The sequence below is a fragment of the Roseibium sp. TrichSKD4 genome (assembly GCF_000148725.1).
Lineage (GTDB): Bacteria > Pseudomonadota > Alphaproteobacteria > Rhizobiales > Stappiaceae > Roseibium.
Genome location: NZ_GL476315.1, coordinates 71,993 through 89,440, shown reverse-complemented (window position 1 = coordinate 89,440; position 17,448 = coordinate 71,993). Strand labels below are relative to the sequence as shown.

The 17,448-nt window shown below is 53.4% G+C and carries 19 protein-coding genes, 1 tRNA gene and 1 pseudogene; 6 read left to right on the top strand and 15 right to left on the bottom strand.

Features of this window, described 5'->3' with window-relative positions:
- Positions 1-50: 50 nt before the first annotated feature.
- Positions 51-1,889, top strand: a complete 1,839-nt coding sequence (locus TRICHSKD4_RS13860; RefSeq protein ID WP_009467622.1) for a DUF882 domain-containing protein — start codon at positions 51-53, stop codon at positions 1,887-1,889.
- 58 nt (positions 1,890-1,947) lie between these two features.
- Here TRICHSKD4_RS13860 and TRICHSKD4_RS13855 read toward each other — a convergent pair whose 3' ends face one another.
- The 3 genes from TRICHSKD4_RS13855 to TRICHSKD4_RS13845 all read right to left on the bottom strand — a co-directional run bounded on the left by TRICHSKD4_RS13855 (position 1,948) and on the right by TRICHSKD4_RS13845 (position 3,476).
- Positions 1,948-2,205 (bottom strand): DUF2312 domain-containing protein, encoded by a 258-nt coding sequence (locus TRICHSKD4_RS13855; protein ID WP_009467621.1) that lies wholly within the window; start codon positions 2,203-2,205, stop codon positions 1,948-1,950.
- Between the two features lie 111 nt (positions 2,206-2,316).
- Positions 2,317-2,613, bottom strand: a complete 297-nt coding sequence (locus TRICHSKD4_RS13850) for a DUF1244 domain-containing protein (RefSeq protein WP_371256780.1) — start codon at positions 2,611-2,613, stop codon at positions 2,317-2,319.
- Between the two features lie 53 nt (positions 2,614-2,666).
- Positions 2,667-3,476 carry an N-formylglutamate amidohydrolase gene (locus TRICHSKD4_RS13845; RefSeq protein ID WP_009467619.1) on the bottom strand — a complete coding sequence of 270 codons (810 nt, stop codon included), beginning with the start codon at positions 3,474-3,476 and terminating at the stop codon, positions 2,667-2,669.
- A 383-nt stretch (positions 3,477-3,859) separates the two neighbouring features.
- Between TRICHSKD4_RS13845 and TRICHSKD4_RS13840 the strand changes: the two genes are divergently transcribed.
- Together TRICHSKD4_RS13840 and pyk are read left to right on the top strand one after the other, a co-directional pair.
- Positions 3,860-4,381, top strand: a complete 522-nt coding sequence (locus TRICHSKD4_RS13840) for a DUF1036 domain-containing protein (RefSeq protein WP_009467617.1) — start codon at positions 3,860-3,862, stop codon at positions 4,379-4,381.
- Positions 4,378-5,813, top strand: a pseudogene (gene pyk, locus TRICHSKD4_RS13835) (pyruvate kinase). Before TRICHSKD4_RS13840 ends, pyk begins: the two are co-directional and overlap by 4 nt.
- A gap of 48 nt (positions 5,814-5,861) precedes the next feature.
- Here pyk and TRICHSKD4_RS13830 read toward each other — a convergent pair.
- From TRICHSKD4_RS13830 to cpdR, 5 genes are all read right to left on the bottom strand, one after another.
- Positions 5,862-6,845, bottom strand: coding sequence for an alpha/beta fold hydrolase (locus tag TRICHSKD4_RS13830; protein WP_009467614.1), 984 nt, complete (start codon positions 6,843-6,845; stop codon positions 5,862-5,864).
- A gap of 72 nt (positions 6,846-6,917) precedes the next feature.
- The gene (locus TRICHSKD4_RS13825; RefSeq protein ID WP_009467613.1) at positions 6,918-7,667 is read right to left on the bottom strand and encodes a tetratricopeptide repeat protein; all 750 of its coding nucleotides are present in this window, start codon (positions 7,665-7,667) and stop codon (positions 6,918-6,920) included.
- Positions 7,668-7,793, bottom strand: coding sequence for a type B 50S ribosomal protein L36 (gene ykgO, locus TRICHSKD4_RS13820; protein WP_009467612.1), 126 nt, complete (start codon positions 7,791-7,793; stop codon positions 7,668-7,670). It lies immediately after the preceding gene.
- A gap of 163 nt (positions 7,794-7,956) precedes the next feature.
- Positions 7,957-8,031, bottom strand: a tRNA-Val gene (locus tag TRICHSKD4_RS13815).
- A 135-nt stretch (positions 8,032-8,166) separates the two neighbouring features.
- On the bottom strand, positions 8,167-8,526 hold the full coding sequence (cpdR, locus tag TRICHSKD4_RS13810; protein ID WP_009467610.1) for a cell cycle two-component system response regulator CpdR: 360 nt from the start codon (positions 8,524-8,526) through the stop codon (positions 8,167-8,169).
- A 225-nt stretch (positions 8,527-8,751) separates the two neighbouring features.
- Here cpdR and TRICHSKD4_RS13805 point away from each other — a divergent pair, with 225 nt between their 5' ends.
- Positions 8,752-9,639: an N-formylglutamate amidohydrolase gene (locus TRICHSKD4_RS13805; RefSeq protein ID WP_009467609.1), complete on the top strand. Its 888-nt coding sequence runs from the start codon at positions 8,752-8,754 to the stop codon at positions 9,637-9,639.
- Between the two features lie 292 nt (positions 9,640-9,931).
- On the top strand, positions 9,932-10,723 hold the full coding sequence (gene hisN, locus TRICHSKD4_RS13800; RefSeq protein WP_009467608.1) for a histidinol-phosphatase: 792 nt from the start codon (positions 9,932-9,934) through the stop codon (positions 10,721-10,723).
- 32 nt (positions 10,724-10,755) lie between these two features.
- On the opposite strand, the gene TRICHSKD4_RS13795 is transcribed toward hisN, so the two are convergent.
- Together TRICHSKD4_RS13795 and TRICHSKD4_RS13790 are read right to left on the bottom strand one after the other, a co-directional pair.
- The gene (locus tag TRICHSKD4_RS13795) at positions 10,756-11,802 is read right to left on the bottom strand and encodes an alpha/beta hydrolase (RefSeq protein ID WP_009467607.1); all 1,047 of its coding nucleotides are present in this window, start codon (positions 11,800-11,802) and stop codon (positions 10,756-10,758) included.
- A gap of 100 nt (positions 11,803-11,902) precedes the next feature.
- Positions 11,903-12,352, bottom strand: coding sequence for a hypothetical protein (locus TRICHSKD4_RS13790; protein WP_009467606.1), 450 nt, complete (start codon positions 12,350-12,352; stop codon positions 11,903-11,905).
- Positions 12,353-12,633: 281 nt separating this feature from the next.
- Here TRICHSKD4_RS13790 and TRICHSKD4_RS13785 point away from each other — a divergent pair, with 281 nt between their 5' ends.
- Positions 12,634-13,083, top strand: a complete 450-nt coding sequence (locus TRICHSKD4_RS13785; protein ID WP_009467605.1) for an Hsp20 family protein — start codon at positions 12,634-12,636, stop codon at positions 13,081-13,083.
- A 94-nt stretch (positions 13,084-13,177) separates the two neighbouring features.
- On the opposite strand, the gene TRICHSKD4_RS13780 is transcribed toward TRICHSKD4_RS13785, so the two are convergent.
- From TRICHSKD4_RS13780 to TRICHSKD4_RS13760, 5 genes are all read right to left on the bottom strand, one after another.
- The gene (locus TRICHSKD4_RS13780) at positions 13,178-14,230 is read right to left on the bottom strand and encodes a low specificity L-threonine aldolase (RefSeq protein ID WP_040616887.1); all 1,053 of its coding nucleotides are present in this window, start codon (positions 14,228-14,230) and stop codon (positions 13,178-13,180) included.
- A 45-nt stretch (positions 14,231-14,275) separates the two neighbouring features.
- Positions 14,276-14,860 (bottom strand): DoxX family protein, encoded by a 585-nt coding sequence (locus TRICHSKD4_RS13775; RefSeq protein WP_009467603.1) that lies wholly within the window; start codon positions 14,858-14,860, stop codon positions 14,276-14,278.
- Positions 14,861-14,907: 47 nt separating this feature from the next.
- Positions 14,908-15,669, bottom strand: a complete 762-nt coding sequence (locus TRICHSKD4_RS13770) for a DUF2063 domain-containing protein (protein ID WP_040616886.1) — start codon at positions 15,667-15,669, stop codon at positions 14,908-14,910.
- 3 nt (positions 15,670-15,672) lie between these two features.
- Positions 15,673-16,560, bottom strand: coding sequence for a DUF692 family multinuclear iron-containing protein (locus tag TRICHSKD4_RS13765; RefSeq protein WP_009467601.1), 888 nt, complete (start codon positions 16,558-16,560; stop codon positions 15,673-15,675).
- A 72-nt stretch (positions 16,561-16,632) separates the two neighbouring features.
- On the bottom strand, positions 16,633-16,953 hold the full coding sequence (locus TRICHSKD4_RS13760) for a DUF2282 domain-containing protein (RefSeq protein ID WP_009467600.1): 321 nt from the start codon (positions 16,951-16,953) through the stop codon (positions 16,633-16,635).
- Positions 16,954-17,448 lie beyond the last annotated feature (495 nt).

Genomic DNA, 17,448 nt, shown 5'->3' with positions numbered 1-17,448 from the left:
GAGACGAATTATTGCGTAATCGGTCAGGTGCATATCGTGCCGTGAGTAAGGTGCAGCGTTTCACAGCAGCTGCTGTGATTTGTGCTGCATTTCTGTTTGGCGTGTTTCAAGGGGCGGCAGAGGCTGAAACCCGCACCCTTAAGCTATACAACACGCATACTAAGGAAAAAGTCTCTGTCACGTTTAAGAAGAACGGGCGCTACGTCTCGTCCGGTCTGCGCGAAGCAAACCGCTTCTTGCGTGATTGGCGCCGTAACGAAATCACCAAGATCGATCCTAAGCTTCTCGACCTCGTCTGGGAGGTTTATAAGGAAGTCGGCGCCCGCGATTATATTTACGTCGTATCCAGCTACCGCTCTCCGGCAACGAACAATATGCTCCGCAAACGCTCCAAGGGTGTTGCTAAGAAAAGCCAGCACACCCTCGGCAAAGCGATGGACTTTTACATTCCAGGCGTAAACCTGTCGAAGCTGCGCAAAACCGGCATGTTGAAACAGGTGGGCGGCGTTGGGTATTACCCAAGATCCGGCTCCCCCTTCGTGCACATGGACACAGGCAGCGTGCGTCACTGGCCACGTATGAGCCGCAGCCAGTTGGCGCGGGTTTTCCCTGATGGCAAGACCTTGCATATGCCGACCGATCGCAAGCCCATGAAGCGCTATAAAGAGGCGTTGGCACTTGAGCGGGCGGGCAAGCTGGAAAAGCTCAACAAAGGTCGATTTGGCAGCCGGACAGCGATCGCATCCAATACCGCACCCCGGTCGCGAGCAAACAGTGGTGACGTGATCCGGCCATCAGCGGTTTCCACCAACGCAACACCGCGCGCGCGCACGACCGGGCAGAGTGTATCCAATGGCGACGTCATTCGTCCGACAGCAGCGCCACGGAACTCTTCCAACGACGGTGGCAACTTGCTTGCTTCTTTGTTCACTGGCGGAAACAGCGGCGCTTCTGACGGTCCAACCCCACCAGGTGCGATTGCAACGCGGGCAACACCAGCTGCTGCGCCCTCTCCGGTCGTACAAGCCCCTCCAGTTCCTCTCGCAAAAACACCTGATGCTCCGGCTGAAACACCAGAGCAGGCACCAGAGCCGGTGATCGAGGACCGGGTTATTCTCGCTAACATTGCGCCCGCACCAAAACCAAAGGGCTTGATTGCCGCGCCAATTCAAGTTGCAAGCACCGCACCTGTTGTTCCAGGAACTTTGGACGCGCAACGAGTCGCACTTGAGCAAGGTGCACCAAATCCAGCCATTCCACCCGTACCAGCGCAGGACCGGTTTGACGTTGCGGGTATCATTCCAAACCAAAAACCGCAGACCGCTTTAATCACGGCAAGCTTGAATGAAGCTGTAAAGAAAAAGCAGATTGCGGACGGCATTCCGATCCCGCCAGCGTCTCCGGTTGACAATGCAGTCTCCGCCATAGCAGCTGTAACCGGCGGAACCGCCACACCTGCTCCCATGCCGGCTCGCCCACCAGCGACATTGGCCTATGCATCGGCTGCAGCAACGCAAACGGCGTTGCGCACGAGCCTGGCGTCCAAAGCCATTGCCCGCGCGCCACAAAAACCTGCAGTTCGGAAATCTATCAAACCACAGCAGACCCTGTCGGGTCGTATTCCGAAGGCCCAAATTCAGGATCCGTTGTCCGGGTTTGTCGGGCTGCCTGACAAAAGCGCTCCACAGCTGCTGTCTGGCGACGGCACGATGCGTCGCAAGCTCTTTGCATCCCTCCGTCATCCGGATCAGCGTCGTCTGAAGAACTTCTTTGCCCCCAGCAACCGGTTTGTAAAAGGCGGTTTTAATTCCCGGCCCTACGGAAACTTGAGAAGTGACCGATTTGAAGGCCCCGCCATCGTGGTGCTGCCAGTCACCTTCGCGAAATAATCAAAAGAAAAGGGCGGCCCACAAAGCCGCCCTTGTTCGTTTCAGCTGCATACAGGCTTTAGCCTGCAGGACCTGTCATGCCCAATGCTTGCAGATAAAGATCCAGAACCGCTTCTTCTTCTTCACGTTCATGTGGCTGCTTCTTGCGAAGGGAAACAACCTTACGCAAGATTTTCACATCGAAGCCATTGCCCTTGGCTTCTGCGTAAACATCCTTGATGTCATCAGAAATGACTTTCTTTTCTTCTTCGAGACGCTCGATGCGCTCGATAAATGCGCGAAGTTGATCGCCTGCGACTGCGCCCGGATCGGACATTCATGTTCTCCTTCTTATGGTGCAAGGCATGCCCAACACCCCAACGGGTTTTGGAAGGCACGCCCCGAATCGTCATCGATACCTGTTTAGGTCGTGATTGCTGATACAGCCTTAATGAGCCGGCTTGTTCTTTTCAAAAGCCGCCTTTTGCTCATCGCTGGCTTCTGTTTGGTGCTTCGCCTTCCACTCATCATATGGCATGCCATAAACGATCTCGCGTGCCCCGGCCTTGTCCAACTCGACGCCCTTTGCTTCAGCTGCATCCAGATACCAGTTGGAGAGGCAGTTCCGGCAAAACCCGGCAAGGTTCATCATGTCGATGTTCTGCACATCCGTGCGATCCCGCAGATGGCTTACAAGACGACGAAAAGCGGCGGCTTCAAGTTCGGTTTTCGTTTGATCGTCCACGTCAGTCACTCTTTCGTTGTGAAGGGTCTATTCGTCATGTATTGCGTCGAAAATTAGTCGCAACGCGAAGGGAAGTGACGAATTTCGCGGCATTCTGACCGCTTGGCCACATCAGTCAAGATGGGAGCCAACCTATCCGCCCATTCGTTCACGCCATACACATCGGCGATAAGGTCTTGCCGGATTTCCAGGAGCGTATGCGCAAGACCTCGCGACGTCCCATGCCGATACATGCAATCGTTTTTCAACGCGCCATCATAAGGTTCATTATCATCCACCACCAATGTCTCGTTCGCTTTTAATGCGGTGAGAAGGGGCTGGACCGCCCGGTCATCGGAATCCCATAAAACCGTAATGTGCCAGGGACGCGGCGTGCCCCGCCAATTGGGTGTAAAACTGTGGATCGAGACAATCACCGGCGGCGGAGACACCTTGATCATATCATCCAGCACCTGATCGATCTTCTGATGATATGGCCTGTGATACCCCTCAATCCGTTTACGACGCTCAGCATCATCAACCTTTGCATTCCCGGGCACCACCGCGCCGTCTGACAGACGCATGACGATGGTGGGATCATCCTCCCCGCGGTTGGGGTCGATAAACAGGCGAGAATAGGTTGTCAGCAATGCGGGCGCTTCAAGGCGTTTGGCGAGCTCAAGAGTGAGCGGACGAACCCCGATATCATAGGCGATATGACGATCAAACTGCTCTTTGGGCAACCCAAGATCACCATATCCATTTGGCACCGCATTGCTTGCATGATCACACAGAAGAAGTAACCCGCTATCAAGCCGCCCAGTCACCATCTCAATGGGTGCCCAGGCTTCTGCATTATGTTCGGAACCCAAAGTGCGCGTCATGTTGTAATGGAGCCCTATTGTTCAAACACCGGAATTTTCTTGCGCCGAAAAGCCAACCTTGCCCAAATTTTCGACCATTGTGAAAACCGTGCATATCTGCCGAACTTGCCGCTTAGCAAGGCAAAATTAGCTTTCGCATGCGAGAATCAAATGAACTGAAAAATCGGGCGAAAAATACAACCAAGGGTACAAGTATTTCAATTCCGAACAGCAGCCATCAAAAGATGACAACTGCCATTTAAACGCCGCAATCATACGAGTTATAAAGCTGGAGGGCACATGTTGCTTGCCCAAACACTTTACTCATTGATTTTCATAGCCACCTGTCAACGACTTTGAGCACTCGAACGTTGACAATAGCCAAGTAGACGCGCAAAAAGCTTATGTCTACAGAGCCGCAAGACGAATGGTCAGCGATGCTTGAAACTATAAAACGGCGTCAAGCCGTCACCCGGAGTAAATTCGGGTTCCTTTCTAAAGCGCTCGCCGTGACGAGCCTGACTTGGGCTGCCCTGCTTTTGGGGAACAGTACCGCTTGGGCTGATCTACGCCTTTGCAATAAGACCGAAAGCAAAGTCGGTGTTGCAATTGGATATAAGGACAAGGCCGGTTGGGTGACAGAAGGTTGGTGGAACATCTCCTCAAACAGTTGTGAAACCCTTTTCCCTGGCGCGCTTGTGTCACGTTACTATTACATTTACGCAGTTGATTATGACCAGCTGGGCGAATGGGGCGGACGTGCATTCATGTGCACACGCGACAAGGAGTTTACGATCCGAGGGATCGAAGATTGTGTCGCCCGCGGCTATGAACGAACAGGTTTTTTTGAAATAGACACGGGCGAACAAAGCAGCTGGACCGTCCAGCTCACCGAACCCGTGCAACAGGGGACAGGTGGGCGATGAGGCGTAACCGACGAGTCAAGATTCTAGCAACTCTCGGACCCTCTTCCTCAGAACAAGACATCATCGAAAGCCTGTGGCGCTCTGGTGCGGATGTGTTCCGCATCAACATGAGCCACACTGATCATGATCGTCTGGCGATGCTTGTTGAACGCATTCGTTCTGCTGAAGAGAAAGTTGGAAGACCAATTGGCATTCTTGCAGATTTGCAAGGCCCAAAGCTGCGCGTTGGCACCTTTGGCGACGGCCCTGTCATGCTCGAAATGGTGCCACATTCACTCTGGACAACGATAAGGCCGCTGGCGATCAGAACCGCGTGCATCTTCCGCATCCGGAAATTCTAAAGGCACTTGAGCCGACACACCGCCTGCTTCTCGACGATGGCAAGATCCAGCTTCGCGTCACCGAAGCAAGTGCGACCCGCGCAGTTACTGAAGTCATCGTGGGCGGTAAATTGTCAGATCGTAAGGGCGTAAGCGTTCCTGATTCTGAAATCGCAACCAGCGCCATGACCGAAAAAGATCATCGCGATCTGTTGGCTGCACTGGACCAGAATGTGGACTGGGTTGCCCTGTCCTTCGTGCAACGCGCGGACGACATTGCCGAGGTTCGCAAGATCACACGCGGTCGCGCGGGCGTTCTTGCAAAGATTGAAAAACCCCAGGCCATTGGCCGCCTCGACGAGATCATCGAGCTGTCTGATGCCATCATGGTGGCGCGCGGTGACCTTGGCGTAGAAATGCCACTTGAGCAGGTCCCCGGCCTCCAGAAGCAAATCACACGCGCAGCTCGCCGCGCTGGTAAGCCTGTCGTGATTGCGACCCAGATGCTGGAATCCATGATCTCAGCTCCTGTGCCAACACGGGCGGAGGTCTCTGACGTGGCAACTGCTGTGTTTGAGGGTGCCGACGCAGTTATGTTGTCAGCAGAATCTGCGGCAGGATCATTTCCAGTTGAAGCGGTCAGCACCATGGACAAGATCGCACAGCAGGTGGAGCAGGATGGCAACTACCTGCAAATTATCCATTCGCAGCGTACAGATCCTGAAGCAACCGGTGCCGATGCAATTTCAGCAGCTGCGCGGCAGATTGCTGAAACACTGAACCTTGCTGCGGTTGTTTGCTACACCACATCCGGCGCTACCGGCCTGCGTGCCTCTCGCGAACGCCCATCAACCCCATTGATCATGCTGTCCCCTGTGCTTTCAACAGCGCGGCGATTGGCTCTTGCCTGGGGGCTTCATTGCGTGGTGAGTGAAGATGCAGCGAATGAAGATGACATGGTTGATCGCGCCTGCCACGTTGCCCATGAAGAGGGCTTTGCCAAGCCGGGCCAACGTGTGATTGTGACCGCGGGCGTTCCTTTTGGAACACCCGGCACAACAAACATGCTGCGCATTGCATTCGTTGGAAGTGACGGGCGAAGCGCCGTCTAAAATCGAGCACAAAAACCCGAATTCAAGAAGGCGGCCCGAGCCGCCTTTTTATTGCGCAACTGAACGCGCCGCCCTGTCATGCTCCACGCGATCCGCCAGCTCTTCGATGGCTGCAAATATCTCGGTTGAATGCGTTAAGTGCGGCATATGCCCCGCATCGTCCAAAACAAAAAGCTCCGCATTAGGTAGATCCCGCTTCAGACCATCACTGTGAATACTCGGCCAGACCACCGTGTCCTTCGTCCCGGTAAAGATCAACGCAGGTTGTTCAAGCGAAGTATAGTCTTGAGATTGCGCCTGCAGATGCGGCTTTAAATGGGCCACATCCAGCGCATTGGCACGGAACGAATGCGGCCGGAAGAGCAGATCCAGATGGATAGCATCCGCATACCCGTCCGGTGGGGAAGAAGGCGCGAACACATTGTCGATGGATTTGGGAGCCAACACTCGACCAATGGGTAGCGTCAATGTCCAACAGAAAATCGGACCGATGACCGGCAGAGCTGCCGCGCGGTAGTACCAACTCACGCCGCCCGGCCAAGGGTGCGTTGCTGGCGCTAGAAAGACCAGCCCCCTAACCCGAGCCGGCTCCAGGAGACCCAAGGCTGCTGCAATTGATGCACCAAGGGAATGGCCAATCACGACACATCGTTCCACACCCATTTTCGCCAATGCAGCCGCCAGAAGCTTGGCCTGCGCTTTTGGCGCAGCATCCCCAACCAATTCCCGCGTGCTATGCCCAAGCCCTGGCCGATCAAAAAACAGCATCGGATAACGTCCTGCCCCCTTATCTCCAAAGGCAAGCAGAGGGTCTTTGGCATTCCCGCTCGCCCCATGCAAGAACACAAGGGTTAGTGGATCAGCCTTGGGATCTTCGATGGCAGCGGGGATATGGTGATAGTGAAGCAGTCTGCCATTCACCTCGACAAATGCACCATCTGCTGGATATGCAGAGGAGATTTTGCGGGTTTGAAACGCCGTATAACAAACCGCTACCGCCAAAGGAACGGTGGCTAGAAGAAGATAGATCATACAATTGTTTTAAGGGCGAACCTGGCGCAATCAAGTTTGAAAAAATTTGCAAAAGGCGCACTTCTCAGACAATCAGACAGGTTCACCCTCGGCCTTCGAAGAAAGGTCTTCGACAGCAGATTTCGCATTTTCCAGTTCTGGATGAATGGTCAGTGCACGGCGGAATGTTTCCAACGCCTGCTCTTCACGTCCGAGACGTCTTTGAATGATCGCAAGGCCCGAGAGCGCGCCCCAATGCCGCGGCTCAAGCGCAAGCGTGCGCTCAATATCGGCAAGAGATTTGCCGAATTGTTCCTGCATGTAAAAGACAGAAGCTCTGCGATTCCACCCTTCTGCAAATTCAGGACGAAGGGTGACAACGATATCAAGAAGGTCAAGCGCAAGGCCTGCCTTGTCTGACCGCAAGGCGACAGCAGCGCGCTTCATCAGGACATCCACAGTATCGCTGCCGGAATCCAGCCAAACCATCTGGATGTCCCGAGCGATCTTGTCCGCTTCGGGCTTGGTTTGGGCATTCGCCAAGCTATCGTACAAAGCAGAAAGTTTGTCTGCTTCGGCTGCTCCGTCAGCGACAACCTTCGCACCTTCTTCCTCATCAAGCTCAGGAAGAGCGTGTAGGTCATCAACAGATGGCGGTGTGGCATCCGGACCAAGGTCAGGAACCTGTTGCGCCAATGAAGGCGCAGCCAAAATATATAGACCGAAATATAACAGAAACAGCCGCATGCCAGTGATTATGAAGCACTGGGCGCGGCGGTCAACCGGTGGAACCTGCAAAAAAGAGTTTGTCCCATGCCCTGCTTCAAGCAGAGCGACAAACACTTAGCCCTGACGAGCCTTAAAGCGCGGGTTCTTTTTGTTGATGATGTAAACACGACCCTTGCGACGAACCATGCGGTTTTCGCGGTGACGGCTCATCAGAGCTTTGAGCGAGTTTTTAATCTTCATGACACTGTCCCCCGGAAGGGCCTCACTTGACTCAACATAAAAAGAGCGCCTTAGGCGCTCATTTGTCTGATCCTCAAGTCAGGCGGCGACAGTTTCCTGTCGCTCAAGCCAGTCTTTCAGAGGACCGGTTCGCAGCTTCCCAGATAGTCCAGAAGCCAGAAAATGGTGGGCGTGACAGGGATTGAACCTGTGACCCCTTCGATGTCAACGAAGTGCTCTCCCGCTGAGCTACACGCCCGAATTCCTTCGGCCATCGGCGCTCCAGCGCCGTGGTGGAGTGCGGTATAACGAGGTTCAGCCGCCCGCGCAAGTCCCCATTTTGCAGAACTGTGAAAGAACTTCACAGATGGGGAAAAATCCGGCAGCGCGCCTCTTACTCCGACATCATTTTTTCCACTTCCTGCACCAAGTCCTTCAAATGGAACGGCTTGGACAGGACCTTGGCGTCTTTTGGCGCATCGGATTCCGGGTTCAGCGCAACAGCGGCAAAACCGGTGATGAACATCACCTTCAAATCGGGATCCAGCTGGGTCGCCCGACGCGCCAGTTCGATGCCATCCATTTCCGGCATCACGATATCGGTCAAGAGCAGCGAAAACGGCTCCTCCCGAAGGCGCTCATAGGCGCTTTTCCCGTTATCGAAGGACACCACATCATGCCCGGCATTTTCGAGAGCCTTGGCCAGAAAGCGGCGCATGTCATTGTCATCTTCCGCAAGAAGAATACGCGGCATTGTGTCAAACCATCATCGTGCAAGTGTTTAAGTGGACCGGAGCGGAAACAGCCGGATGTACCGATAGCCGGTTATAGTCGTTACTGGCCGTAAAGATAGGGTGAAACGGCTATCCAGAGGAATCCTTCCAGAATTTGTGGACGTCATGTTAATTCCTTGGCACCATACTGATCCAGTGGGCATCGGCAACAGTCCGAATTATTGTTAACGCAGTCGTGGGGACACGTGGGACAACCGGATTTCAACAGCTATCCACCTTTTGAGGTCCTAACACCCGCTGATCAGCGGCTGCCTTTCGTGTTCAACTCACCCCATTCCGGTCGGCAATATCCGTCAAGCTTTCTGGAAGCCTCGCGCCTCAATGAAGTGTCTATCCGGCGCTCGGAAGATGCGCATGTCGATGATCTGTTCAAGGATGTTGTGTCCTTGGGCGCCCCCATGTTGCGGGCGCACTTCCCCCGCGCCTATCTCGACGTCAATCGGGAACCTTATGAACTCGACCCAAAAATGTTTGATGGACGGCTTCCATCTTACGCCAATGTGCGCTCCATTCGGGTTGCTGGAGGCTTGGGGACGGTCGCGCGGATTGTCAGCGAAAACCACGAGATTTATCGGCATAGGCTTCCCGTTTCAGAGGCTCTCTTCCGGATTGAGGAAATCTACAAGCCGTATCACACCACTTTGCGCCGCCTATTGGCCCAAACCCATGTGACCTTCGGCCATGCGGTTCTGATCGACTGTCACTCCATGCCGTCCACGGTGAAAACCCAATCCGGCGATGTTCGACCCGATTTTGTACTTGGTGACCGCTACGGGACGAGCTGTTCGTGTGACCTGACCAACTTTGCCTATGACATCTTGAAAGGCATGGGATACCAGGTCAGCCGTAACAAACCTTATGCAGGCGGCTTTATCACCGAGCATTATGGACGCCCCAACAGCGGTCTTCACGCCCTCCAGCTGGAAATAAACCGTGGTCTTTATTTGAATGAAGATAACCAGACCCTTCATCCGGGGTTTCACCAGCTGCGTGAGGATCTGACTGTTTTTGCTAGAGAACTGACAGCCATGCCGGATGCATCACTTCCAGCAGGTGCTATTGCGGCTGAATAGCCCTCACATAAAAAAGAGGCCGCCTCGAAGGCGGCCGGAGTCTAGGGAGGAAACGCCCAAAAGGGCGATAGTGCAAAGCGCGAAGCGTCTTTTGCACTGCAATAAATCTACACCGCAACGCACAAAGGTCAAGCAAAAATCGGACGTAAAGGAACTTTATTTCCAAACATGTCTCATGGACACTTTTGCGTACATGCCCCCGCGCGTATTCAACCAAACGAATTGCTGAATCTATCCCTTTGATGTGCCATTAAGGTGAAAATTATCCCCAATAGCCCTGATGAGGCCTCTTATGCCGCATAAACCTTCCCTGCCCGAATTCTTGGACAAGCTTGCTGATGCAGCCGAAAAAGTAACGATGCCGCATTTTCGGTCAGGACATTCCGTCGAAAACAAACTGGCTGAGGGTTTTGATCCGGTCACGATTGCAGATCGCAAAGCGGAAAAAGCCATGCGGGCCCTGATTAACAGCCAGTATCCGGATCACGGAATATTGGGGGAAGAATACGGGACCGAGAATGAGGATGCGGAAAAGGTCTGGGTTCTTGATCCAATCGACGGAACACGGGCCTTTATCACCGGTCTTCCAACATGGGGAACTTTGATTGGCCTCACAGTGAGCGGCGTTCCAAGTCTGGGCATGATGGCCCAGCCATATGTTGGCGAACGATATGCGGGAGACCGAACATCCGCTTGGTATACTGGCCCGTTGGGCAACCGCACACTCAAAACGCGCGCGTGTTCTGATATTACAAACGCAACGATCTTCACGACCACTCCCGCCTTGTTCACAAAGGCTGAGCGCGTGGTTTACGATGAAATTGAAGCTGAGGCACAATTGGCGCGCTACGGCACGGATTGTTATGGCTATTGCATGGTGGCCGCGGGCCTTGCAGATGCTGTCATCGAATCGGGGCTTCAAGCCTATGACATCGTCGCACTTGTCCCCATCATCGAAGGAGCAGGTGGTGTCGTGACCTCTTGGACCGGCGGATCACCTGCAAATGGCGGTCGCGTTCTGGCAAGCGGTGATCCTGAGCTGCATGAAGCTTTGCTTTCTCGTTTGGCGCAGGTTCCTGCATAGGGGCTGGTTCCTACGCTGGTGGCTATGTCGTTTTAGCTATCCTTGCCGGGAATAAAGGTATCAAAGGCTGCAAAAAGCTGATCTCGATATTCATCCCGTTCCATCAAAATCTCGTGCGCGGCACCGGTTATTTCCAGATAACCTGTTGCTTTGACACGCGAACAAAATTCCTCAATAGCCGGAGTAGACACAATCCGGTCCGCACCTGCGGCCACGACAAGGCACGGCAATTTCATGGATGGGCCAAAGTCCCTCTGGCGAAAACGAGCCATGCATTTGGATGCAGCCCGCACCCAACCAATTGTCGGAGCACCAATGCCAAGATCAGGATTGGCCTTTAACACCTCTCCGAAGCGCTTAAACCGAACAGGATCAGAAGTCTGTCGGTTTTCTTCAAATGGAACAAACACCTCGCCGCTCCCGCCCGGAACAAAAGATCGCCCCAACCCGATCAAACCCAGAAAGCGTGCAAGCGGAAACGCCAAGGCTTCAATGATTTTGGATGGCCTACCAGACCGGCGTTTGGAATAGGGAACCTGATAGCGCCCGAGCGTCAAAACACGGCGGATCGTTCCGAAAACACGCGTTACTTTTCGCTCAAATTCGCCTGCTGGCAGGGCAAACAACGGGGCAATGACCACAACACGATCCAGCATCGTTCTAAGCCGCGCTGAATCAGACAGGAGGATGGCTCCGCCAGTGGAATGAGCTAGCGCGAAATGCGGCCCTGGATACTCAGCCAGAGAAACCTTTTTCAAAACAGTCCGGAGGTCTTCCCGATAAGCTGCAAAAGAAAAAACGTGACCCTTTTTGGGATTTCGGGTGCCCCTGTCCGAACCACCCTGCCCGCGCCAATCGAAGGTGATGACTGCAAACCCCCGGCTTCGCAGATCGCTGATAACCTCGAAGTACTTTTCGATGAACTCGGCCCGTCCCTGCAGAACTGTCACGGTTCCCTTGCGAACGGATCCCAACGCAGGCCAATGGGCATAGCGCAGCTTCCGCCCGTCCTGTGTTGTCACAAAACCCACCTTTGCGTCAGGTGGCACTGGATTGTCTGGATGATCGGTTAGATTCATTTAGGCTTCACAAGCGATTGGATGAACAATTGTTATCCCTGCTCGCTGTCGGCCACAAGCGATTAAGGGCGCAAATTGGGGATCAATCCGCGCCAATCCCTCAATCACCAATGATAGCTCCAGTGATATCCGCGACGAATCGGCTTCCGGCGAATAATCTGGGCGGTCTTGCGTCCACAACCAACTTCACCGGGCGACCACGCCAACCAACGGCTCGAACGACATAAGCTCCACGGCGGCGATCTATAATCTGAATGGCGCGAAATCCACGATGACGCAGACTTCTGCGAATTTGGCGCGGACGAAGTGGCCGCACATCCCAACGTGAACCATGATCATGCCAGTGGCGGCCATCCCCGCGGTGATTGTGACGCCGCTTCTTGTCGTGGATCGTTTTAACCGGACCTTTGGCGTGTTCGCCTTGAGCAAACAACTTTCCACCTCCCAGAAGCATCGGAGACGCGGCTTGCGCCTGAAACCCGGTAAGGACCGTGCTGGCAATAATCAGGCCCGCAAACATGGACCGCGCTGACTTCTGCAATATGCTCATGATCTGTCTCCTGCTCGACGCCTGCGTTTTCAAGCGTTGAGGAGACATTAGCCGTGACCGGTTGAACTCAATCAGAAGCACTTGTTCATCGGGCATTCAGCGAAATGAGGCAGATGCATTTTCTGAAGCGACACACCTCTTGAAAGCAAATTTGGCAATCCCCATCTGTTTTATTGTTGGCGCCGCAGATCGGGTCAGCAAATATGCTGAACAGCTCCGCCAACACTGGGGGGCTAATAAGCAAATTGACATCATGTTGCTCAAGATGAGGACACGAAACCATGCGTCACTATGATTTTTCTCCGCTGTATCGCTCCACCGTTGGGTTCGACCGTCTGTTTTCCATGCTGGATTCCAGCAACTCGGACACACCGAGCTACCCGCCGTACAATATTGAACGTACAGGCGAAAATGCGTACCGGATCACAATGGCCGTAGCCGGATTTGCCGACAAAGATCTGAATGTGGAAGCAAAAGAGCACACACTCACGATCAAAGGTGAGAAAGCGGAAGATAGCGAAAGCGACCGCGAAGTCCTGTATCGCGGTATTGCGTCGCGTGCCTTTGAGCGCCGGTTCCAATTGGCCGAATATGTCCGTGTAGACGGTGCCCAACTCGAGAACGGCCTACTTCACATTGACCTTGTGCGTGAACTCCCCGAAGCGATGAAACCTCGCAAGATCGAAATCGGAACCGGTTCGGCCAAACAGATCGAGACCAAACCGCACTAATTCGTGTGTTTGGATCCGCTGATTGACATCAGCATTGAGAAAAAGAAGTGGCGCCCGAATTTTCGGGCGCCTTTATTTTGAAAGCGATGCGGTCTCAGCCCTTGAGTTGGGCCAAAAATTCTTCGACTTCGGCTTCGGTTGTCGCGAAGCTCGCCACCATACGCACCATAACCTCATCATCTGAAGGGCGCTCACTCTCAGGAAGCCCGGAAGACGGCCAATCATAAAGATGAGCCCCTACTTCTTTGAGTTCTCCGAACTGGGATCGTTTGATCACTGGAAACAGTTCGTTGGCCTGAACCGGCCATGGAAAACGTCCGCCCGCTGATTGAATTCCTACTTCAAGCTTTGACGCCATTGCATTTGCATGGCGCGCTGTTTCCAACCACGCGTTATTCTCAAAATACCCATCGAATTGGGCTGCCACAAAACGACTTTTTGAAAACAGATGCCCGCCGCGTTTCCGGAAGTATTCAAAGCCTTTGGCAGTCTCAAGATCGAAGAAGACGACCGCTTCAGCGCACCAACAGCCATTTTTCGTTGCCCCGAAGGACAAGACATCAACACCGGTTTTCCAGGTCATTTCGGCAGGAGTGACACTTAGAGAGACAAGTGCATTGGCAAAGCGCGCGCCATCCATGTGGAGGGGGACATTTCGCGCGGCAGCCTCTGATTTTATCGCTTCTATTTCAGCAAGGCTGTAAACCGTGCCACTTTCTGTCGCTTGTGTCAGCGAAACTGCCGCGACTTGACCGTGATGAACAACCCCGTCCGGGAACGCGCTCATTTTCTCGCGCAAGCCACCGGGGGTCATTTTGCCGCCCTCACCCGGCACGCCGACGAGTTTACCTCCTGAGGTCATGAATTCCGGACAGCCGCATTCATCAACCTGAATGTGCGAATCCTGATGGCAGAAGATGACCCCGCCCGGTTTCCCATAAGCAGCAAGCGACAGCGAATTGGCTGCCGTTCCAGTCCCCACAAAATAGACAGCGACTTCGCGCTCAAAAAGCTCCGAGAAGCGCTCGGTCATAGACACAGTCAAGGGATCGGACCCATAGGCCGGGGCCGGTCCCGCATTATGGCGCGCAAGAGCTGCCATCACGGCATCGCTTGCACCTGCCCAATTGTCGCTCGCAAAATTCATAAGACCCGATCTAAAGACCGGGTCTTCATCTGGCAAGCTGATCGCTTAATAATACTGTTCGCGCTTACGGTAGTAGGATCCCAAAATCGTATCCAGCGAAAGATAGCCCGGTCCTTTGAGCACAGGCACAAGCAACAGGAAGATCCAAAGAAGACGGTCATCAGAAATGACACTATACGGATCACCATCAAACAGCGCTCCGATCGTCTTGGCATCCACACTATGTCCCGTGACATCCACCACTGACATGACAATGATAAAGACGATCATTCCGAGACTGGCAGCTCGCGTGAACAGGCCAATCACCACCATCACAGGCAGAATAAACTCTGCCCAGGTGCCTAGAAGGACGATCAGGCCGTAAGGGAAAAAAGCGATCTGACTAATGTCATAGCTAACCTGTTCCATCATCTTGGGCAGCATTTGAACGTAAGCACCGGAGGTTGGTGTAAAGATGTTCATGATGCTGCCGCCGATTTTGGTCAGCGCTGAGTTCCAGAAAAACTGAAACAGAACGGCTGCAAAGATCAAACGGGAAGCAAGGCCGAGAAACCATCCGTCTGTCAGGCGTTCCAGCAAATCGAAAACGCCGTTGTAAAGACGGTACAAAAATCCAATCAGACTACTCATAGTGCCTCCCTGCAGCTGGATAGATCAGATATCCGCTACAACTTCCTTTACAGTATTTCAACAAATGCTCCGCTTTCCAGAGCATCACTCAGATTGGCTGACAAGTCGAATGTCGAGCTTTTTTCCATTGCGACACCAGCAGCAAGACCCAGAGTTTCGCCATTGATCAGGGCTGAAAAGAATTCATGCCCACCCGAGCGCAACGGCTTAATGACAACTTCGATATCCGGGCGTGTTATGAGAACTGACTGAGCCGATTTCATATCAACGTCTTCAGGGGAACATGCCCCGAAGCGATTGGCCTGTAAAAGATCATATATCGGCCATGACGACGTTAAGAGATGCGTTGCAGCGTGCGCGCGGAAGCGGATATCCGCCAAGGCGTCAGCTGCAATTTCAGCCAGCGCCGCAGGGTCAAGAGCGACCTGATCCGCCGCATGGTAAGCTTGCAGCCAAGCCCATTCGAATCGAGCGACATCTGCAAGATAGGGATACGTTGACAGCGGCGGAAAACTCTCAACAAAGTCCGCAAGTTCCTGCCCATACCAAATCAGTACCGGGCTTTTGGGAGGATATTTCCCGATATACTCGCGCGCCAAAGCTGCGAAATACTCTTCGCCAAGCAGCTTTTGCAGCGTCGGATAAGTCGCCGCCAGTGCTTCCGTCAAACTGACAACCACATTGTTTCGATAAACGTTAAACCGCTTAGGGGCAGGTGCTCCGTCAGGTCCGATTACACCAGCAGGCATTTGGTGACCCGCATTCAACAAAGCGGCTCCAAACTCGGAGTTTTTGAGCGGCTCCGTCATCAACTACCCGACCTGTTTCAGATCTTGAGCGCGAACAGCTCTGTCCAAAATCGAGTCAGCAGCCTGAGCTTCGGAAACCAGAACGTCCCAAGCCGGAATATCATTGTCCCATTCAACAAGTGTGGGGATTGGCCCAACCCGGGCTATCACATTTTCAAAAAGTGCCCACACAGCGGCATCAACCTCACGATCATGTGCATCAATGAGTAGCGGGCGTCCTACATCGTCTACATCTGGCGCATGCCCACCTAGATGGATTTCGCCAACATGCTGCATCGGAAATGCCTCCAGATAGGCCTCAGCATCCCATTCCTGATTGGTGCAAGACACATGGACGTTGTTCACATCCAGCAAAAGACCACACCCGGTTTTCCGCACAATCTCTTTAAGGAAGTCGATCTCCCCTATCGTGGATTGTTCAAACGCGACATAGGTCGAGGGGTTTTCGAGCAACATCTGCCGCCCAACAACCTCCTGCACGCGGTCGATATGCTCACAGACACGAGACAGGGTGATTTTGTTGTAAGGCACCGGCAAAAGGTCGTTGAAATAAGAGGTATCATGCGTCGACCAAGCCAGATGGTCAGAAAACAGAAAAGGCTCATACCGTTGGTTCAGATCACGCAAACGAGAAAGATGCGCTTCATCAAGCGGACCTTCCCCGCCGATAGACAAACCGACACCGTGCAGAGATAGCGGATAGGCTTGTCGAATAACATCCAAAGCCCGGTGCGATGCACCTCCGGCGCCCATGTAGTTTTCCGCATGGACTTCAAAAAAACCGACCTGATCTTTCTGCGTCAAGATTTCAGGCAGGTGTTCCAGTTTCAGCCCGACACCTGCGCGCAGCGGTCGTGCAAAGGCAGGGTAATGTGCTCCAAGGGTGCCCATCATCATCTCCAGATGTTTAACAGGGCCTTGAGTGAGAAGCGCACCTCTCACTCAAAAGACAAGACTTGAGAATCAAGCCTTCGGAAGATCACGGTCCAGCTCTTCCAAGGATCCTTTACGGCCATCCGGAAGTGCAAAATCACTACCATCAACACCGTATTTCACGCAGTCACCTTTTGGAACAAGCGTCCAGGCGTTGCCTTGGTAATCAACGGTGGACGTCCCGGCGCATGTCGTTCCCGGACCCGCTGCACAGTCGTTTTGACCTTTCAACGAGATGCCGTAGCACTTTTCTTTTGCCTGAGCGTGAGCAGGGGCAGATGCGGTCAAACCGGCGACAGCTGTTGCGACAGCACCAGCAACAACGGCGGCGGACATGGCTTTGTTTTTCATTACAGTCTCCTCCATGGAAGTATGAACTCTGGGTAGCAATGCACACATGGGCAATTGCCACAATCACAAATCTGGAACTTCTCGTCACGGATTGGAAATAAAAGCAGCTGACATTCCTGCGAGCAAAAAGTGAGCGACGAAGCGGCGCGCAATTTTATTACCCAAAAGCCAGTCAAATCGACTAATAAGAAATAATAGGCACGCGGCATTGGAATAAGTATAATTCGCGCGCGAATAAACACCCTTGCCCCGATGCGTGAAACATGGCATTGTCCGCCAGCTCGGAATAGGACAGGATCACTGTCCCTTTTACACACCCGTTCTCAAGATGGGTGACAGTTGAAGATTAATAATCGAGTGCATGGCAAATTGCCGATTTTCCGGCGGGGCCGTGGGGAAATACGTTTTCCGGCAGCGAAAAAATGTTCGCTGCGTCAAAGGGAGCGCTTCGCCTGGGAGCGGCGAAACGTTACATACTTCGGCAAAGCCACGGCC

Bases quoted from the DNA above. Each gene is read 5' to 3' on its own strand.
- TRICHSKD4_RS13765 (WP_009467601.1), bottom strand. From the start codon at position 16,560: ATGGGCACCCTTGGAGCACATTACCCTGCCTTTGCACGACCGCTGCGC.
- TRICHSKD4_RS13830 (WP_009467614.1), bottom strand. From the start codon at position 6,845: ATGATCTATCTTCTTCTAGCCACCGTTCCTTTGGCGGTAGCGGTTTGT.
- TRICHSKD4_RS13845 (WP_009467619.1), bottom strand. From the start codon at position 3,476: ATGACGCGCACTTTGGGTTCCGAACATAATGCAGAAGCCTGGGCACCC.
- TRICHSKD4_RS13795 (WP_009467607.1), bottom strand. From the start codon at position 11,802: ATGAATCTAACCGATCATCCAGACAATCCAGTGCCACCTGACGCAAAG.
- TRICHSKD4_RS13780 (WP_040616887.1), bottom strand. From the start codon at position 14,230: ATGAATTTTGCGAGCGACAATTGGGCAGGTGCAAGCGATGCCGTGATG.
- TRICHSKD4_RS13785 (WP_009467605.1), top strand. From the start codon at position 12,634: ATGCGTCACTATGATTTTTCTCCGCTGTATCGCTCCACCGTTGGGTTC.
- TRICHSKD4_RS13760 (WP_009467600.1), bottom strand. From the start codon at position 16,953: ATGAAAAACAAAGCCATGTCCGCCGCCGTTGTTGCTGGTGCTGTCGCA.
- ykgO (WP_009467612.1), bottom strand. From the start codon at position 7,793: ATGAAGATTAAAAACTCGCTCAAAGCTCTGATGAGCCGTCACCGCGAA.
- hisN (WP_009467608.1), top strand. From the start codon at position 9,932: ATGCCGCATAAACCTTCCCTGCCCGAATTCTTGGACAAGCTTGCTGAT.
- TRICHSKD4_RS13840 (WP_009467617.1), top strand. From the start codon at position 3,860: ATGTCTACAGAGCCGCAAGACGAATGGTCAGCGATGCTTGAAACTATA.
- TRICHSKD4_RS13790 (WP_009467606.1), bottom strand. From the start codon at position 12,352: ATGAGCATATTGCAGAAGTCAGCGCGGTCCATGTTTGCGGGCCTGATT.
- TRICHSKD4_RS13775 (WP_009467603.1), bottom strand. From the start codon at position 14,860: ATGAGTAGTCTGATTGGATTTTTGTACCGTCTTTACAACGGCGTTTTC.
- TRICHSKD4_RS13770 (WP_040616886.1), bottom strand. From the start codon at position 15,669: ATGACGGAGCCGCTCAAAAACTCCGAGTTTGGAGCCGCTTTGTTGAAT.
- cpdR (WP_009467610.1), bottom strand. From the start codon at position 8,526: ATGCCGCGTATTCTTCTTGCGGAAGATGACAATGACATGCGCCGCTTT.
- TRICHSKD4_RS13855 (WP_009467621.1), bottom strand. From the start codon at position 2,205: ATGTCCGATCCGGGCGCAGTCGCAGGCGATCAACTTCGCGCATTTATC.